Origin of the sequence: Verrucosispora sp. NA02020, from assembly GCF_013364215.1 — a bacterium.
In the GTDB taxonomy this organism is placed as follows: Bacteria; Actinomycetota; Actinomycetes; order Mycobacteriales; family Micromonosporaceae; genus Micromonospora.
The window spans coordinates 6,093,956-6,110,139 of sequence record NZ_CP054923.1; the positions used below are offsets into that span (position 1 = coordinate 6,093,956).

Genomic DNA, 16,184 nt, shown 5'->3' on the forward strand with positions numbered 1-16,184 from the left:
TCTGTGAATCGGACCACGGGACGGAGGTGGAAATGCCTCAGCGATCAGTACGGCGTAGCCTTGAACCCGTCCTGTGTGCGCTCGTCCTGGCGCGGACGGACACCGCGTGACACACCAAACCCGCGTGAAAGAGGCGATTACCGGCCGTGTCGACCCAGCAGACTTCGCAGGAGAACCCACTGGCGGGTTTCGGCCCGAACGAGTGGATCGTCGAGGAGATGTACCAGCGCTACCTCGCCGATCCCAGCAGCGTCGACCCGGCCTGGCACGACTTCTTCGCCGACTACCGGCCCGGCCCCGGCAAGGGCCGCTCCGCCGACGGTGACGGCCCGGCGACCACCACCGAGTCCGCCCCGAAGGCCCCGGCCAAGACTGAGCCGAGTGCCGCCAAGTCCGAGCCGAGCGCCAAGGCCACACCCGCGGCCAAGGCGGAGCCGGCCAAGTCCACGGCACCGGCGAAGGCCAAGCCGGCCGCCAAGTCCGAGCCGGCCAAGGCGACCACGACGAAGTCCATCCCGGCGAAGTCGGCCCCGACCGCCACCGGGCCGCAGACCACGCCGCTGCGCGGCGTCGCCGCCCGGATCGTGCAGAACATGGACGCCTCACTGGCCGTGCCGACCGCGACCAGCGTGCGCGCGGTGCCGGCCAAGCTGCTGGTCGACAACCGCATCGTGATCAACAACCACCTCGCCCGAGGGCGCGGCGGCAAGGTCAGCTTCACCCACCTGGTCGGCTACGCGCTGGTCCGGGCGATGGTCGCGCACCCGGAGATGAACAACTCCTTCGCCGAGGTCGACGGCAAACCGGCGATGGTCCGCCCCGAGCACGTCAACCTGGGCATCGCCATCGACCTGGCCAAGCCCGACGGCAGCCGGACCCTGGTGGTGCCCTCCATCAAGGGTTGCGAGCAGATGGACTTCCGGCAGTTCTGGCAGGCGTACGAGGACGTGGTCCGGCGGGCCCGCCGCAACGAACTGACCATGGACGACTACTCCGGCACCACCATCTCGCTGACCAACCCCGGCGGCATCGGCACCGTGCACTCGATGCCGCGCCTGATGCAGGGCCAGAGCGCGATCATCGGCGTCGGCGCGATGGAGTACCCGGCGCCGTACCAGGGCATGAGCGAGGCCACCCTCGCCGAGCTGGCGGTCAGCAAGGTCATCACGCTGACCAGCACGTACGACCACCGGATCATCCAGGGCGCGCAGTCCGGCGAGTTCCTCAAGGTCATGCACGAGCTGCTGCTCGGCGAGCACGGCTACTACGACCAGATCTTCACCTCGCTGCGCATCCCGTACGAGCCGGTGCGCTGGATGCGCGACGTCGCGGTCGACAGCGAGGGGCAGATCAACAAGACCGCGCGGGTGCACGAGCTGATCCACTCCTACCGGGTCCGGGGCCACCTGATGGCCGACACCGACCCGCTGGAGTTCAAGATCCGCAAGCACCCCGACCTGGACGTCCTCCAGCACGGGCTGACCCTGTGGGACCTGGACCGCACCTTCCCGGTGAACGGCTTCAACGGCCGGCAGCGGATGCGGCTGCGGGAGATCCTCGGGGTGCTGCGCGACTCGTACTGCCGCCGGGTCGGCATCGAGTACATGCACATCCAGGACCCGGCCGAGCGCCGCTGGATCCAGGAGCGGGTCGAGCGCAAGTACGAGAAGCCGCCGGCCGACGAGCAGAAGCACGTGCTGAACCGGCTCAACGCGGCCGAGGCTTTCGAGACGTTCCTGCAGACCAAGTACGTCGGGCAGAAGCGCTTCTCGCTGGAGGGCGGCGAGTCGCTGATCCCGCTCCTCGGCGAGGTGCTGGAGGCGTCCGCCGAGAACGACCTGGACGAGGTCGTGATCGGCATGGCCCACCGGGGTCGTCTCAACGTGCTGGCCAACATCGTCGGCAAGCCGTACGAGAAGATCTTCTCGGAGTTCGAGGGGCACCTCGACCCGCGCTCCACCCAGGGTTCCGGCGACGTGAAATACCACCTGGGCCAGAACGGCAAGTTCACCACGCCGGCCGGTGACCACTCGGTCAAGGTCTCGGTGGTGGCGAACCCGTCGCACCTGGAGGCGGTCGACCCGGTGCTGGAGGGCATCGTCCGCGCCAAGCAGGACCGCATCGACCTCAAGCTGGAGGGCTACACAGTGCTGCCGCTGGCGGTGCACGGCGACGCCGCCTTCGCCGGTCAGGGTGTGGTGGCCGAAACGCTCAACCTCTCCCAGCTGCGCGGCTACCGCACCGGTGGGACCGTGCACGTGGTGGTCAACAACCAGGTCGGCTTCACCACCGCGCCGGAGTACTCCCGGTCCAGCCTCTACAGCACCGACGTGGCGCGGATGATCCAGGCGCCGATCTTCCACGTCAACGGCGACGACCCCGAGGCCGTGGTCCGGGTCGCCCGGCTGGCCTTCGAGTACCGGCAGACGTTCAACAAGGACGTCGTGATCGACCTGGTCTGCTACCGGCGGCGCGGGCACAACGAGGGCGACGACCCCTCGATGTCCAACCCCCAGATGTACAAGATCATTGACTCGAAGCGCTCGGTCCGCAAGCTCTACACCGAGGAGCTGATCGGGCGGGGTGACATCACCGTCGAGGACGCCGAGGAGCTGCTGCGCGACTACCAGGCGCAGTTGGAGCGGGTCTTCAAGGCCACCCGCGACGCGGCCAGCACCCCGCGCCAGGTCAGCCGCCCGGCCCGGCAGGACGAGCCGGAGCCGCAGGTGGAGACCGCGACCGACGCGTCGGTGGTCAAGGCCGTCGGCGAGGCGCACGTCAACCTGCCGGACGGCTTCACCCCGCACAAGCGGATCCAGCAGTTGCTCGACCGGCGGGCCCGGATGTCCGTCGAGGGCAACATCGACTGGGGCTTCGGCGAGATCATCGCCTTCGGGGCACTGCTGCACGACGGGGTCACCGTCCGGCTCGCCGGACAGGACTCCCGGCGCGGCACCTTCGTGCAACGGCACGCCTCGATCGTGGACGCCGAGACCGGTGACGACTACCTGCCGTTGCAGTCGCTGACCGGCGACGGCGAGCGGTCCCGGCTCTTCGTGCACGACTCGCTGCTCTCCGAGTACGCCGCGATGGGCTTCGAGTACGGCTACTCGGTGGAGAACCTGAACGCGCTGGTCTGCTGGGAGGCCCAGTTCGGCGACTTCGTCAACGGCGCCCAGTCGGTGATCGACGAGTTCATCTCCTCCGGTGAGGTGAAGTGGGGCCAGCGCTCCGCGGTCACCCTGCTGCTGCCGCACGGCCACGAGGGACAGGGCCCGGACCACACCTCCGGCCGGCCCGAGCGGTTCCTCCAGCTCTGCGCCGAGGACAACATGCGGGTGGCCATCCCGACCACCCCGGCGAACTACTTCCACCTGCTGCGTCGCCAGGCCCTCTCGCCGAAGCGCAAGCCGCTGGTGGTGTTCACGCCGAAGTCCCTGCTGCGGCACAAGCTCTGCGTCTCCCCGGTCGAGGACTTCACCACCGGCACCTTCGCACCGGTCCTGGCCGACCAGGCGGCACCCGCCGCCGATCAGGTCAAGCGGGTGCTGCTCTGCTCGGGCAAGGTCTACTACGACCTGTTCCAGGCGCGGCAGGAGCGCGGCGTCACCGACACCGCGCTGATCCGGCTGGAGCAGCTCTACCCGATGCCGGTGGAGGAGATCCGGGCCGCGCTCGCCCAGTACCCGAACGCGGAGGACTTCGCCTGGGTGCAGGAGGAGCCGGCCAACCAGGGTTCCTGGTCGTTCGTCGCGCTCAACCTGCTGGAGCACCTCGACGGGGTCCGCCTGCGTCGCATCTCCCGCCCCGCCGCCGCCGCCCCGGCCGTCGGCTCGGCGAAGATGCACGAGGTGGAGCAGAACGCGCTCATCGAGGCGGCGCTGCCCCGCCCCTGACCCACCGACCGCGAACACCGGGGCGGGCCATCGGAGACGGTGGCCCGCCCCGGTGAGCATGTCCGAGGAGACCTGATGTACTTCACCGACCGTGGCATCGAGGAGTTGGTCCAGCGCCGGGGGGACGAGGACGTCACCCTGGAGTGGATCGGCGAGCGGCTGCGGGACTTCGTCGACCTCAACCCCGAGTTCGAGACCCCGATCGAGCGCTTCGCCACCTGGCTCGCCCGGCTCGACGACCCCGACGACGAGTAGTCCGCAGCCCGGACCGCCCCGGCACCGGGCGTCGGTGCCGACGAAAAAGCCCTGGTAGGCCCGGTCCCCACCGGCCGGGACGGCGGGTATGGTGACGGCCATGCTTCGCAGCTCCCGCCGCCCTGCCCTGGTGGCGGGGATCGCGCTGACGCTCCTGCTGACCGGGTGCGGCGACGAGGCGCCCGAGCGTCCACCGACGGAGACCGTCAGCGCCGACCGCTCGTCACCGCCGCTGCCGCCGACCTTCTACGTCGACCCGCGTGGCGCGGCGTCCTGGCAGGTCACCGAGTGGGCGCAGGAGGGACGGGCCGAGGACGCCGCCACACTGCGCCGGATCAGCACCCGCCCCACCGCCCGCTGGCTGGTGGGCGACTCCGCCACGGTCACCGAGGAGGTGTCGGAGTTCCTCGCCGGTGCCAGCCGCTCCGGGCAGACACCGGTGCTGGTCACCCACAACCTCCCGCAGCGCGACTGCGGACGGCAGGGTCAGGGCGGCGCCGAGTCGGCCGGGGCGTACCAGGACTGGATCCGGCGGGTGGCCGCCGGGGTGCAGGGACGCCCGGTCACCATCGTGGTGGAACCGGGCGCGGTGCCGGACGCCGTGGACCGGTGCGTCGACGACGTCGACGAGCGACTGGACCTGCTGCGGGACGCGGTGACGGTGCTGGGCAGCACCGGGAGCGCCCGGATCTATCTGGACGCCGGGCACCCCGGCTGGATCACCGACGGCGCCCGGCTGGCGGCGGCGCTGCGCCGTGCCGGTGTCGCCGAGGCCGACGGCTTCGCGCTCAACGTGGCCAACTTCGTCGGTACGCCGCAGAACGTCACCTACGGCCACGAGATCTCCGACGCCCTCGGCGGCACCACCACCTTCGTCATCGACACCAGCCGCAACGGCCGGGGCCGGTATCCGGGCGAGACCGTGCGGTCGGCGCCGAGCTGGTGCAACCCGCCGGGCCGGGCACTCGGCGCGGACCCCACCACCGACACCGGCCTGGAGCGGGTCGACGCCCTGCTGTGGGTCAAGTACCCGGGCGAGTCCGACGGCGCCTGCCGCCCGGGCGAGCCGGAGAGCGGTGCCTGGTGGCCCGAGTACGCCCTCGGCCTCGCCCGACGCGCCGGCTGACACTCTCGGGCGAGGGACGTCCGGGCGTACCGGCTGTCAGCAGGTCAGGGGCGTCCCCGCCGGGCGGTGGCGGCCACCGGGGCGGGCACCGGTGACGGTGGAGCCGCCGGGCCGACGGGCGCCAGTCCGGTGCGCTTGAGCTTCTGCCAGCCCAGCCGCCCGCCGGTCAACGCGGTGACCACCGACTGGAGCAGCACGAGGTACATCAGCTGGCGATAGACGAACTGCTGCAACGGCAGCACCCAGAGGACGCCGAGCTTCTCCTTGTCGAGGCGGAACGCCACGATCGCGGTCAGGAACTGCAACCCCAGCATGGCGGCCCAGGCCAGCGCCGTCTCGGTCCGGTTCAGGAAGATCAGGCCGTAGATGGCGAGCAGGTCGATCACCGGGGCGGTCAGTGGGAGCAGCACCCCGAACAGCGTCAGGAAGGCCAGGCAGCGGCGGCTGAACCGGCCGGAGGCGCCCTTGTCGAGCACCGAGCGGCGGTGCTTCCACATCGCCTGCATGGTGCCGTAGCTCCACCGGTACCGCTGCTTCCACAACTGCCCGAAGCTGGCCGGTGCCTCGGTCCAGGCGCGGGCGCTCTCCTCGTAGACCACCTTCCAACCGGCGCGGCCCAGGGCCATGGTGATGTCGGTGTCCTCGGCCAGCGTCTCGTCGGTCATCCCACCGGCGTACTCCAGCGCCTCGCGGCGGAACGCGCCGATCGCGCCGGGGATGGTCGGCATGCACCGCAGCGTCTCGTAGAGCCGGCGATCGAGGTTGAAGCCGATCACGTACTCGATGTGCTGCCACTTGGCGATCATGCTGCGCCGGTTGCCGACCTTGACGTTGCCGGCCACCGCGCCCACCTGCGGGTCGCCGAAGGGCTGGACCAGGCGACGGACGGCGTCGGGCTCGAAGACGGTGTCCCCGTCGACCATCACGATCAGATCGTGCCGGGCCAGCGCGACGCCGGTGTTCAGCGCGCTCGGTTTGCCGCCGTTGGGCTTGCGGACCACCCGTACGTTCGGCAGGCCGAGCCCGGCGGCGATGTCGGCGGTGCCGTCGGTCGAACCGTCGTCGACCACCACCACCTCGATGCCGCCGGGATGGTCGCCGGTGGCGAGTGAGCGGACCGCCTCGGCGATGCCCTCCTTCTCGTTGTACGCGGGCACGATCACCGACACCGGTTCGGTGACCGGCGGTCCCCAGGCGAAGCCCTTGCGGCGTCGTTTGCGGGCGTGCCGTCGCGCCAGCACGAACAGCAGCACGGTACGCCCGATGGTGAGCGTCCCGACCAGCACGAAGAGGACGCCGAAGAGGACGAAGGTGCCGTCGGCGGCGCGTACCGCCATGATCAGCATCTGGCCGCGCCAGCGCTCGGTGAACGTCGCCTCGGTCGGTCCGGCCGTGGTCCCGGTGGCGCCGGCCTCGGCCAGCGCCCGGTTCAGTCCGCCACTGATCGTGGTGAAGGTGTATCCCCGCTCCTTCATCAACGGGATGTACCGGTCCAGCGCCTCGACGGTCTGCGAGCGGTCGCCACCGGAGTCGTGCCAGAGCGTGACCGCTCCGGAGTAGCCCTCCGGTACGGTCCGCTCGATCATCCCCTCCACGCCCTGCCGCTCCCAGTCCCGGCTGTCCAGGTCGTTGACCACGCTGAGGTAGCCGAGCTCACCGGCCTGCTGCAGCAGCGGCCAGTCCTGGTCGACGAAGGCGTCCGCCCGCGACGAGTACGGGAAGCGCAGCAGGTTGGACCGCTGGCCGGTGGCTCCGGCGATGACGAGCTGGGTCTGGGTGTACTCCATCCGCCGCTGCCATCCCGGGATCTGGGTGAGGTGCGGGTGGGTGAAGGTGTGCACGCCCAGTTCGTGCCCCTTCTCGGCCAGCTCGCGGACCAGGTCGGGGCTGCGCACCACCTGGTTGCCGAGGACGAAGAAGGTGCCCGGGACCTGGTGCTTCTCCAGCACCTTCAGCACGGCCGGGGTCCAGATCGGGTCGGGGCCGTCGTCGAAGGTCAACGCGATGGTCCGCGCCGGCAGCCGGTACGACTGCGGCCGGTCGGCGGTGGTGTTGACGATCGGGCCGCCTTCGAGGATCTCGTCGGGGACGTCGTCCTGGCCGCTGCCGAAGGTGTTCTCCGCCCGGTAGTCCGGGATGAACGAGCCGTTGGCGTACGCCTGCACGAAGAGGATGCCGCCGAGCAGTACGAAGACCATGGCGTAGACCGCCCAGCTCGGACGGGGGATGAACCGCCGGGCGCGGGCGGCCGGACCGGGTCGGGCGTGCTGCCGGGGCTGTTCGGGCGTCCGGCTGGGGGGTGGGTGCGTCGGTCGGCCGGGCGGGTAGGGGTGGCTCATCAGGGAGCGGTCGCCTCACTCGTGTCGTTCGGGTCCGGCGACGGCGTTGTCGTGGGCGTCGGGCTGGTCGGGGGCGGGGTGCTGGGCGGCGGCGTGCTGCGGGGCGGGGTGCTCCGGGACGGGCTGGCCGACGGCGTCCGGCTGGGACGGGCGCTGGTCGGCGCCGTCCGGGACGGGCTGGGGGTGGGACTGGCCGACGTCGTGCCGGTGCCGGGCGTGGAGGAAGGGAGCACCGGGCGCTGCGGCGTGACCTGGGTCGGCGGCGGCGCAGGCGAGGTCGAGCGGCTGGGCGAGGGCGTCGGGGAGACCGGCGGCGCTTCCCAGGTCTCGGCGGGCTCGACGAACGGGATGATCGTCTCCGGGCGGACCGGTCCGCCGGCGAAGCTGATGCCGACCATCATGGTGTACGCCACTCCGGCCAGACCGAGGGCGTACGCGGTCCGGCGTAACCACCGCCTGCGGCGGCCACTCGGATCGACGAAGACGGGGGATGGTTCCGGGGCGACAGGAATGATCTGTGTTGGTCCCTCCACCTGGGCGAGTCTAAACGTGAAAAGCTCTCGCTTTCTCGCCCAAGTGTCCCATCTGACATGCGAAAACAGGCGCAACCAACCCTAGATGGTTGTCCGAGGACAACCAACCGGACCGAGTAGGTTGGGCCGCATGGCTCGCAGCGTCTACCTCACCAGCGTGGGATCCGGCGGCGGAAAATCCGCCATCGCGTTGGGTCTCGCCGAGCTGCTGTCCCGGCAGGTCGAACGGATCGGCGTGTTCCGGCCCCTGGTGCCGTCGAACGGACCCGACCACATCCTCGCCCTGCTCAGCGAGCGCTATCGCGTGCAGGTTAACCCGTCCGACCTGTCCGGAGCCACATATGCCGAGGCCACGGCGCTGGTATCGGACGGACGGCGGGAAGAACTGATCTCCAGGATGGTGCAGCGCTACCGAGCGGTCGAACGGCAGTGTCCGGCCGTCGTGGTGGTCGGAAGTGACTTCGCCGACTCCGGCGACGGCACCACCCCCCGGGAACTCGCCTTCAACGCCCGGCTGGCCACCGAGTTCGGCAGCGTGGTGGTGCCGGTCGTGGACGGGCAGGGCCAGTCACCGGCGGCGATCGCGGCGGCGGCCCGGGGCGCGTACCACGACCTGGTGGACCTCGGCGCGACGGTGCTCGCGGTCATCGCCAACCGGGTGCCCGAGCCGATGGACCTGCCCGACCTGCCGGTGCCGGCGTACGCCATCCCGGAGGTGCCGACCGTGTCCGCGCCGACGGTGGCCGAGGTGGCCGCCGCGCTCGGCGCGACGCTGCTCACCGGCGACGAGGCGGCGCTCGGCCGCGACGTGCTCGACTACGTGGTCGGCGCAGCCCACGTGCCGACGCTGGTGGAGCACCTGACCGACGGCTGCCTGGTGATCACCCCCGGCGACCGGGACGACCTGCTGGTGGCCGCCGGAGCCGCGCACGTCTCCGGCCAGGTCTCGATCTCCGGGCTGGTGCTCACCCTCGGCGAACAACCCGACCCGCGCGCCCTGCGCCTCTTCGAGGGACTGAACACCGGCCTGGCGGTCCTCAGCGTCGCCAGCGACAGCTACGACACGGTCGCGGCGTCCAGCCGGATCGAGGGACGGCCCAGCGCGGCCAACACCCGCAAGGCGGAGGCCGCCCTCGGCGCGTTCGAGGCCAACGTGGACACCGACGAACTGGCCCGCCGGCTCGCGGTCACCCGCTCACAGCGGGTCACCCCGCTGATGTTCGAGTACGACCTGATCGACCGGGCCCGCGCCCAGCGCCGCCACCTCGTGCTCCCCGAGGGCACCGAGGACCGGATCCTGCGGGCCACCGAGATCCTGCTGCACCGGGGGGTGGCCGACCTCACGCTGCTCGGCCGCCCCGACGACGTGGCCCGCCGGACCCGGGAACTCGGCGTCGACATCACCGGGGCCACCATCGTCGACCCGGCGACCAGCCGGTGGCGGGACGATTTCGCCGAGGCGTACGCGAAGCTGCGCGCCCATCGGGGCGTCACCGTCGAGCTGGCGTACGACGTGGTGGCCCAGCCGAACTACTTCGGCACCATGATGGTCTGGGCCGGGCACGCCGACGGCATGGTCTCCGGCGCCACCCACACCACCGCCGCCACCATCCGCCCCGCCTTCGAGATCGTGAAGAACCTGCCGGACGTCTCCGTCGCGTCCAGCGTCTTCTTCATGCTGCTCGCCGACCGGGTGCTGGTGTACGGCGACTGCGCGGTCAACCGCGACCCGGACGCCGCCCAGCTCGCCGACATCGCGATCTCCTCGGCCGACACCGCGGCCCGGTTCGGCATCGAGCCCCGGGTGGCGATGCTGTCGTACTCGACCGGCAGTTCCGGCGCCGGTGCCGACGTGGAGAAGGTCGCGGCGGCCACCGCGCTGGTCCGTGAGCGTCGGCCCGACCTGGCCGTGGAGGGCCCCATCCAGTACGACGCGGCGATCGACCCGGCGGTGGCGGCGACGAAGCTGCCCGACAGTGCGGTCGCCGGCCGCGCGACGGTCTTCATCTTCCCGGACCTCAACACCGGCAACAACACCTACAAGGCGGTGCAGCGCTCGGCCGGGGCGGTGGCCGTCGGGCCGGTGATGCAGGGCCTGCGCCGGCCGGTCAACGACCTCTCCCGAGGGGCCACCGTGCCAGACATCGTCAACACCGTGGCGATCACCGCCATCCAGGCCGCCGCCCTCACCGACGCTCCCGCACCCGGAGGTGCCTGATGACCGACAAGGTGCTGGTGCTCAACTGCGGGTCGTCCTCGGTCAAGTACCGGCTGTACGACGGTGACCGGGTGCTCGACAAGGGCACCGTCGAGCGGATCGGTGAGGCCGGTGGCGACGCGCCCGACCATGCCGGTGCGGTCCGGCGGATCCTGGCCGGGCTGGACCTGACCGGGCTCACCGCGGTCGGGCACCGGGTGGTGCACGGCGGCCGGCGGTTCACCGCGCCGACGCTGGTGGACGACGCGGTGCTGGCCGCCATCACCGACCTGGTGCCGCTGGCACCGCTGCACAACCCGGCCAACCTCGCCGGCATCGCCGAGGCGCGCGCCGTCCTGCCCGAGGTGCCGCAGGTCGCCGTCTTCGACACCGCGTTCCACCACACGCTGCCCGACTCCGCCGCCACGTACGCGATCGACCGGGACGTCGCGCAGCGGTACGGCGTCCGGCGGTACGGCTTCCACGGCACCTCGCACTCGTACGTCTCCCGGCGCACCGCCGAGCTGCTGGACCGCCCGTACGCGGAGGTCAACACGATCACCCTGCACCTGGGCAACGGTGCCAGCGCGTGCGCGGTCGCGCAGGGACGCAGCGTGGCCACCTCGATGGGGATGTCTCCGCTGGAGGGGCTGGTGATGGGCACCCGCAGCGGTGACCTGGACCCGACCGTGGTGTTCCACCTGCGCCGCGAGGGCGGACTGGGCGTGGACGAGATCGACGACCTGCTCAACCACCGCAGCGGCCTGCTCGGGCTCTCCGGCGTCAACGACATGCGGGAGGTGCTGTCCCGGCGGGCGGCCGGGGACGAGGCGGCGACGCTCGCCTTCGACGTCTACTGCCGGCGGATCACCGGCTACGTGGGGGCGTACTACGCGTTGCTCGGCCGGGTCGACGCGGTCACCTTCACCGCCGGGGTCGGCGAGCACGCGGCACCGGTACGCGCGGCGGCACTGGCCGGGCTCGAACGGCTCGGCATCACCGTCGACCCCGAGCGCAACACGGGCAGCGGTGACCGGTTCATCTCACCGGACGGCGCGGAGGTCGCGGTCTGCGTGGTCGGCACGGACGAGGAGCGCGAGATCGCCCGGGCGGCACGCGCGGTGGTGGCGGCCACCGCCTGATCGGGTCGGCGGCCGGCGGCGAACCGATCAGGCGAAGGCGAGCCAGCTCGCGAGCGCGACCAGCACCACGGCGACCACGGCGGCAGCGATGATCAGGCCGTTACGGGAGGCCGTCTCAGCGGGCGCGTCCGGGGTGCCGGCGAAGGCGCGGAACGCCTCGGTGTTGCCGCTCGGATCGGTGTAGTTCTCAGTCATGCCGTGACCTTAGCGAAAGCAGTCCAGTCGGACGGTCCGTGCGCGCCGTCCGAACGGATGGCGTACGGCACCGGTCAACCGGACCCGGACGGGTGACCCGGGGTCCTACCGTGATGTCGTGGGAATCGCACGGGGGTTCACCGCACTGGTGTCGGCGCTGCTGATGGCGTTGACAGCCGGTTGCGCGGCGAGCGGCGAGCAGTCCGGCCAGGCGCTCGGGGGCCGGCTGGCGCCGGAGGTGCCGTACGCGGTGGGTGTGCGCACCCTCACCGTCGACCCGGCCTCGGAACGTCCGCTGCCGGTCACACTCTGGTATCCGACGCAGGGCAGCCGGGTCGCCGAAGGGCGGTTCCCGGTGGTGATCTACAGCCACGGTCTGGCCAGCCTGCCCGAATTGCACTCCGGACTGACCGCCCGGTGGGCCGCCGCCGGCTTCGTGGTGGCCGCGCCGACATACCCGCACACCCGGCGCGGCGCGAAGCGGTTCTCCCGGGCCGACGTCCGCCACCAGCCGGCCGACGGGTGGCGGGTGATCCGGCACCTGGTCCGGCTCGACGGCCGCTCCGGCGACCCGCTCGCCGGTCACCTCGACGTGCAGCGGGTGGCGGCGGCCGGACACTCGGCGGGCGGCTTCACCACCGCCGGCATGTTCACCGCCGGGCACCCGTCCCGGCTGCGGGCCGGCATCGTGATCGCCGGAGGCGGGATGGCGGGCAGCTTCGCCGGCCCGAGCGCCCCGATCCTCTTCGTGCACGGCACCGCCGACGCGGTGGTACCGCTCAGCGTGGGGCGGGCGGCGTACGGCCGTACCCCCGGACCGGCCTCCTTCCTCAGCCTGCTCGGCCAGGGCCACGGCGAGTACCTCGTCCCCGGCCGGCCCGGTTTCGCCCAGGTCCTCGGCGCCACCACCGACTTCCTGCGCTGGACCCTCTACGGCGACCAGGAGGCCGGGCGGCGGCTGCCCGGCCGGGCGCTGCTGGCCGGCGTCACCAGCTTCGAGACGCGACCAGCGGGCTGACCTGCCCGACGGCGTCACCTGCACGTCAGGTGAGGGCGTGGGCGCAGCACGTGGAGCGCCGGACGGTTCGGTCGTCGGGCGAGGCAGAATCGGAGTCATGTCGCGCCGCGCCCTCCCTCTCCTGCTCGCCAGTACGCTCACCGCCGTCCTGCTGGTCGGCTGCTCCGCCGACCGCGAACCGGACGAGCGGGCCGAGGCGCCCGCCCCCTCGGCGACCGCCTCCGCACCGGCCGCGTCGGCGCCGGACATCCCCGCCGGCACCGCGCCGGAGCAGACCTTCGCCGTCGGCGTACGGCAACTCAAGCTCAACCGCGACGGCAACCGACCGCTGCCGGTGACCGTCTGGTACCCGGCGGCCGGTCGGGCCGGCGGGAAGCCGCAGTCGTCGGCGGACGCCGCCGAGGGGCGGTTCCCGGTGGTCATGTTCAGCCACGGCCTCGGCGGTCGACCCGCCGACTACCAGGCGCTACTGACCCGGTGGGCCGCCGCCGGTTTCGTGGTGGCCGCGCCGACGTTCCCGAACACCTCGAAGGCGGGTGGCGAGAACAACGTGCTCGACGTGCTCAACCAGCCCGCCGACGTCTCGTACGCGCTGACCGAGGTGCTCGCGCTCGACGCCCGCGACGGCGACGTGCTGCGGGGCCGGCTCGCCACCGACCGGGTGGCCGCCGCCGGGCACTCGGCGGGCGGGGTGACCACCATCGGGCTCTTCACCGCCGGCCGGGACGAGCGGCTGGCCGCCGGGATCGTCTTCGCCGGCACCGCGCTCGGCGTGGGCACCGCCTTCGCCGGTGCCGCCGCACCGCAACTGTTCGTGCACGGCGAGGCCGACGAGGTGGTGCAGTACACCGCCGGCAAGGCGGTCTACGACCTGGTGCCCTGGCCGAAGGCGATGCTCAGCCTGCCCGAGGGCGACCACGGCCGGAAGCTGCTGAGAGACGACACGTCGCTGGGCGTGGTGGCGAACACCACCGCCGAGTTCCTGCGCTGGACGCTCTACGGCGACGCCGAGGCCAAGGAGCGCATCCCCACCGCCGCCGCCCGCGACGACATCGCCACCCTCGACAGCAACCTCTAGCTCCCGGGGTTTGTTGTAAGGAAGGGTCCCCTGCTAACGCCTCGCGTATAGCAGGGGACCCTTCCTAACGCCGCACGCCCTAACGCCGCACGCCCTCGCACTGAGCGCGTGCGCCTCGACGCGTGCCGTGCGTCAGCTGGCGTGGTCGATCACGACCTTGCCGAAGGCGTCGCCGGAGTGCAGGCGGGCGAACGCCTCCTCGACCCGGCTGAACGGCACCACGCTGTCCACCACCGGGCGTACCTTCCGCTCGGCGCAGAACGCCAGCAGGTCGGCCAGATCGGCCTCGGTACCCATCGAGGTACCCAGGATCTCCAACTGCATCGCGAAAACCCGGCGCAGGTTGACGGCCGGCTCGTGCCCGGCGGTCGCCCCGGAGACCACGATCCGCGCGCCCGGCGCGGCCGACTTCAGGGAGTGGTCGAAGGTGGCCGCACCGACCGTCTCGATCACCACGTCGACCCGCTCGGGCAGCCGGGCACCCGTCTCCAGCGCGGTCGCCCCCAGCCCGGCGACCCGCTCCCGCTTGGCCCCGTCGCGGCTGGTCGCGTACACCCGTTTGCCCATCGCGGTGGCCAGCACGACGGCGGCGGTGGCGACGCCGCCCCCGGCGCCCTGGACCAGCACCGCCTCGGCCTCGTCGACCCGGCCCTTGGCGGTAAGCATCCGCCACGCGGTCAGCCAAGCCGTCGGCAGGCACGCCGCGTTCGCCGCCGACAGGCCCGCGGGCAGCGGAAGCAGATTCCACCGGGGTACGGCCACCCGCTCGGCCAGCGTGCCGGGGAAGTGCTCGGAGAGGATGGAGATCCCGCGCGGGTCACCCGGGGTGGGCACCACCGGGTAGACGACCACCTCGTTGCCCTCCGGGTCGACACCGACGGCGTCGCAGCCCAGGATCATCGGCAATTGTTCGGCTCGCAGTCCGACACCGCGCAGTGACCAGATGTCGTGGTGGTTGAGCGAACTGGCCGTGACGCGCAGGGTCACCCAGTCGTCGTCGGGCAGGCTCGGCTCGGGCTGCTCACCCACGGTGAGCGCGGCGAGCGGATCGGCGTCGTCGAAACGGGAGGCGAAGGCGGCACGCATGATCCGCACCGTAACAAGCTGAGCGGCCGTTAAGAAGGGTCCCTTCCTCGACACGAGGCGTTAGGAGGGGACCCTTCCTTACACGTCAGGCTTACACGTCAGGCTTACACGTCAGGCGCGAGCGACGCCGTCGCGGCGGGCGGCTTCGGCGACCGCTTCGGCCACCGCCGGGGCGACCCGGGGGTCGAGCGGCGAGGGCACGATCGCGTCGGGCGTGAGCGTCTCGGCCACCACGGCGGCGATGGCGTCGGCGGCGGCCACCTTCATCGACTCGGTGACCCGGGTGGCCCGGGCCTGGAGCGCGCCCCGGAACACGCCCGGGAAGGCCAGCACGTTGTTGATCTGGTTGGGGTAGTCGCTGCGGCCGGTGGCGACCACCGCGACGTGCCGGGCGGCGACGTCCGGGTGCACCTCGGGGGTGGGGTTGGCCAGCGCGAACACGATCCCGCCGGACGCCATCCCGGCCACCGCCGCCTCCGGGATCTGACCGCCGGAGACACCGATCAGCACGTCGGCGTCACGCAACGCCTCGGTGATGTCGCCCTGCCGGCCGTCGGCGTTGGTCAGCTCGGCCAGTTCGGCCTTGGTGCCGGTGAGGCCGTCACGCTGACGGGAGACGATGCCCCGGGAGTCGCAGACCACCACCCGCTGCGGGTCCACTCCCCCGGCCACCAGCATCTTCGTCACCGCCACGCCGGCCGCGCCCGCGCCGCTGACCGCCACCCGCAGGTCGCCGAGCTTGCGGTCGAGCAGGGTCGCGGCGTTACGCAGCGCGGCCAGCACCACGATCGCGGTGCCGTGCTGGTCGTCGTGGAACACCGGGATGTCCAGCGCCTCGTCGAGGCGGCGTTCCACCTCGAAGCAGCGTGGCGCGCTGATGTCCTCCAGGTTGATCCCACCGAACGACGGCGCGAGCGCCTTGACCGTCGCCACGATCTCGTCGACGTCCTGCGTGTCGAGGCAGACCGGCACCGCGTCGACGCCGCCGAACTGCTTGAACAGCACGGCCTTGCCCTCCATCACCGGCAGCGCAGCGCGCGGGCCGATGTTGCCCAGGCCGAGTACGGCCGAACCGTCGGTGACGACCGCGACGGTGTTCGACGCCCAGGTGTACTCGTACGTCAGCGACGGGTCGGCGGCGATCGCCTCGCACACCCGTGCCACGCCCGGCGTGTACGCGAGGGAGAGGTCTTCGCGGCTGGTCAGCGGGACGGTCGAGAGGACGGCCATCTTGCCGCCCCGGTGCAGTTGGAAGACGGGATCAGCGGGGTCCACGGTGGACGAAGGCATGGTGACTCCAGTGTCGTTTCAGCAGCTGG

General features: G+C 71.8%; 12 protein-coding genes. 7 read left to right on the forward strand and 5 right to left on the reverse strand.

What is annotated here, in order from left to right; translation table 11 throughout:
- Window positions 1–146: 146 nt before the first annotated feature.
- The 3 genes from HUT12_RS27150 to HUT12_RS27160 all read left to right on the forward strand — a co-directional run bounded on the left by HUT12_RS27150 (window position 147) and on the right by HUT12_RS27160 (window position 5,277).
- A complete protein-coding gene (locus HUT12_RS27150; protein WP_176095140.1) occupies window positions 147–3,896 on the forward strand; it encodes a multifunctional oxoglutarate decarboxylase/oxoglutarate dehydrogenase thiamine pyrophosphate-binding subunit/dihydrolipoyllysine-residue succinyltransferase subunit in 3,750 nt (1,249 codons plus the stop codon).
- A gap of 75 nt (window positions 3,897–3,971) precedes the next feature.
- Window positions 3,972–4,151, forward strand: a complete 180-nt coding sequence (locus tag HUT12_RS27155) for a DUF6104 family protein (protein ID WP_131053081.1) — start codon at window positions 3,972–3,974, stop codon at window positions 4,149–4,151.
- Between the two features lie 100 nt (window positions 4,152–4,251).
- On the forward strand, window positions 4,252–5,277 hold the full coding sequence (locus HUT12_RS27160) for a glycoside hydrolase family 6 protein (protein WP_176095141.1): 1,026 nt from the start codon (window positions 4,252–4,254) through the stop codon (window positions 5,275–5,277).
- Window positions 5,278–5,321: 44 nt separating this feature from the next.
- Here HUT12_RS27160 and HUT12_RS27165 read toward each other — a convergent pair whose 3' ends face one another.
- Window positions 5,322–7,616, reverse strand: a complete 2,295-nt coding sequence (locus HUT12_RS27165; RefSeq protein WP_254876973.1) for a glycosyltransferase — start codon at window positions 7,614–7,616, stop codon at window positions 5,322–5,324.
- Window positions 7,616–8,149 (reverse strand): hypothetical protein, encoded by a 534-nt coding sequence (locus HUT12_RS27170; RefSeq protein WP_176095142.1) that lies wholly within the window; start codon window positions 8,147–8,149, stop codon window positions 7,616–7,618. Before HUT12_RS27170 ends, HUT12_RS27165 begins: the two co-directional genes overlap by 1 nt.
- A 121-nt stretch (window positions 8,150–8,270) precedes the next feature.
- Between HUT12_RS27170 and pta the strand changes: the two genes are divergently transcribed.
- On the forward strand, window positions 8,271–10,367 hold the full coding sequence (pta, locus tag HUT12_RS27175; RefSeq protein WP_176095143.1) for a phosphate acetyltransferase: 2,097 nt from the start codon (window positions 8,271–8,273) through the stop codon (window positions 10,365–10,367).
- On the forward strand, window positions 10,367–11,488 hold the full coding sequence (locus HUT12_RS27180) for an acetate/propionate family kinase (RefSeq protein ID WP_176095144.1): 1,122 nt from the start codon (window positions 10,367–10,369) through the stop codon (window positions 11,486–11,488). The genes pta and HUT12_RS27180 overlap by 1 nt, the downstream gene beginning before the upstream one ends.
- A gap of 27 nt (window positions 11,489–11,515) precedes the next feature.
- Here HUT12_RS27180 and HUT12_RS27185 read toward each other — a convergent pair whose 3' ends face one another.
- Entirely contained in the window at window positions 11,516–11,683 is a 168-nt protein-coding gene (locus HUT12_RS27185; protein ID WP_176095145.1) for a hypothetical protein, read from the reverse strand.
- A 163-nt stretch (window positions 11,684–11,846) separates the two neighbouring features.
- Between HUT12_RS27185 and HUT12_RS27190 the strand changes: the two genes are divergently transcribed.
- Window positions 11,847–12,701 carry an alpha/beta hydrolase gene (locus HUT12_RS27190; protein ID WP_131053087.1) on the forward strand — a complete coding sequence of 285 codons (855 nt, stop codon included), beginning with the start codon at window positions 11,847–11,849 and terminating at the stop codon, window positions 12,699–12,701.
- A gap of 97 nt (window positions 12,702–12,798) precedes the next feature.
- On the forward strand, window positions 12,799–13,779 hold the full coding sequence (locus HUT12_RS27195; RefSeq protein WP_176095146.1) for a chlorophyllase: 981 nt from the start codon (window positions 12,799–12,801) through the stop codon (window positions 13,777–13,779).
- 132 nt (window positions 13,780–13,911) lie between these two features.
- Here the strand turns inward: HUT12_RS27195 and HUT12_RS27200 are convergent, their stop codons facing one another.
- Both HUT12_RS27200 and HUT12_RS27205 read right to left on the reverse strand, forming a co-directional pair.
- Complete coding sequence (locus HUT12_RS27200; RefSeq protein ID WP_176095147.1) at window positions 13,912–14,874, reverse strand: zinc-binding dehydrogenase; 963 nt, start codon at window positions 14,872–14,874, stop codon at window positions 13,912–13,914.
- 102 nt (window positions 14,875–14,976) lie between these two features.
- Window positions 14,977–16,155, reverse strand: a complete 1,179-nt coding sequence (locus tag HUT12_RS27205; RefSeq protein WP_176095148.1) for an NADP-dependent malic enzyme — start codon at window positions 16,153–16,155, stop codon at window positions 14,977–14,979.
- Window positions 16,156–16,184 lie beyond the last annotated feature (29 nt).

Coding starts and splice junctions, on each gene's coding strand:
- HUT12_RS27195 (WP_176095146.1), top strand. CDS start 12,799: ATGTCGCGCCGCGCCCTCCCTCTCCTGCTCGCCAGTACGCTCACCGCC.
- HUT12_RS27180 (WP_176095144.1), top strand. CDS start 10,367: ATGACCGACAAGGTGCTGGTGCTCAACTGCGGGTCGTCCTCGGTCAAG.
- HUT12_RS27190 (WP_131053087.1), top strand. CDS start 11,847: ATGGCGTTGACAGCCGGTTGCGCGGCGAGCGGCGAGCAGTCCGGCCAG.
- HUT12_RS27165 (WP_254876973.1), bottom strand. CDS start 7,616: ATGAGCCACCCCTACCCGCCCGGCCGACCGACGCACCCACCCCCCAGC.
- HUT12_RS27185 (WP_176095145.1), bottom strand. CDS start 11,683: ATGACTGAGAACTACACCGATCCGAGCGGCAACACCGAGGCGTTCCGC.
- HUT12_RS27160 (WP_176095141.1), top strand. CDS start 4,252: ATGCTTCGCAGCTCCCGCCGCCCTGCCCTGGTGGCGGGGATCGCGCTG.
- HUT12_RS27155 (WP_131053081.1), top strand. CDS start 3,972: ATGTACTTCACCGACCGTGGCATCGAGGAGTTGGTCCAGCGCCGGGGG.
- HUT12_RS27205 (WP_176095148.1), bottom strand. CDS start 16,155: ATGCCTTCGTCCACCGTGGACCCCGCTGATCCCGTCTTCCAACTGCAC.